Consider the following 1,296-nt stretch of genomic DNA (forward strand, 5'->3'; position numbering starts at 1 on the left):
GGTCGTGCCGTAGACCAGGTGCTTGCCGTTGTAGTTGACGTGGGTGAAGTCCTTCAGTGACACCCATCCCGACTTCGGCGTCGCGAGCGCACCCGACGAACTCCACCGGTAGGTCGAGGGAAGCGGGCAGGTGCCGGTCGGCGTCGGGCTCGGCGTCGGCGTGGGGGTCGGCGTGGGAGTGGGGGTCGGCGTCGGGTCGGGGGTCGGGGTGATCGTGGGCGTCGGGCTCGGGCTGCCGGGAGTGCCGGTGCACTCGACGCCGTTCAGGGAGAACGACGTGGGGACCGGGTTGCTGCCGTTGTAGGAGCCGTTGAAGCCGAACGACGTGCTGCCACCGGAGGGAATCGAGCCGTTGTAGGAGACGTTGGTCGCGGTGACCGACGAGCCCGACTGGGTCTGGGTGGCGTTCCATATCTGGGTGATCTGCTGTCCGGCGCCGAAGGTCCAGGTCAGCCGCCAGCCGTTGACCGCGTCACCGAGGTTGTTGATGGTGACGTTGGCACCGAAGCCACCCGGCCAGCTCGAACTGACGGTGTAGTCGACCCGGCAGGCGACGGCGGCCTGGGCGGGCTGGGTGGTCAGCAGGCCGGCTCCGGCCAGTAGGACCGCGAGGGCGCCGATCACGGGGCCACGGCGCGAGGCCCGCCGGGACGGCGGCGCCACGGTCGTGACGGCGGAGGGGCGCGGTGACCGCGCTCGCCAGGGCAGACGCATCTGTATTCTCCTCATCATCATGTCCGGCTGTTGTCAGGGGCTGGTGCAGGTGGCGGTCGGAGTGGCCGCGCTGCCGTTGGCGGTGAAGCCGAAGGTCGTGGAGCCACCGGCGGCGACGGAACCGTTGTAGGCGGCGTTGCGCACGGCGACGCTGGAGCCGGACCCGCTCTGGGTGCCGCTCCACAGGCTGCTGATGCTCTGCCCGCCGGGCCAGGTCCACCGGACGGTCCATCCGTTGACCGCGGCGCTGCCCGCGCTGACCGTGACCTCCGACTGGAACCCGCCCGGCCAGCTGTTGGTCGTCGTGATCGTCGCCGCGCATCCACCCGGAACCGGGGTCGGCGTCGGGGTGGGCGTGGGAGTCGGCGTAGGCGTCGGAGTCGGGGTGGGCGTGGGCGTGGGAGTCGGCGTCGGCGTGGGGGTCGGCGTCGGGGTCGGTGTGGGGTTGGGGGTCGCGTTGTTGAGGGCGTTCAGGACGGCGTCGTAGGCGGGCTTCTTGTTGCCACCGCTGAACAGCAGCGGGGTGTCGCCGCTGCGCCAGGAGTCCTGGTCGCGGACGCCCCAGACGGTGATGCCGGCGCA

The 1,296-nt window shown here is 71.3% G+C and carries 2 protein-coding genes; both read right to left on the reverse strand.

Annotation, left to right across the window (positions count from 1 at the left end; genetic code table 11):
- Nucleotides 1-714: cellulose-binding domain-containing protein (locus IEY93_RS39155; RefSeq protein WP_229691817.1), on the reverse strand; the 714-nt coding region annotated here is incomplete at its 3' end.
- Nucleotides 715-747: 33 nt separating this feature from the next.
- On the reverse strand, nt 748-1,296 hold a 549-nt coding region (locus IEY93_RS37345; protein WP_189167873.1), incomplete at its 5' end, for a cellulose binding domain-containing protein.

The organism is Sphaerisporangium melleum (assembly GCF_014646695.1).
Lineage (GTDB): Bacteria > Actinomycetota > Actinomycetes > Streptosporangiales > Streptosporangiaceae > Sphaerisporangium > Sphaerisporangium melleum.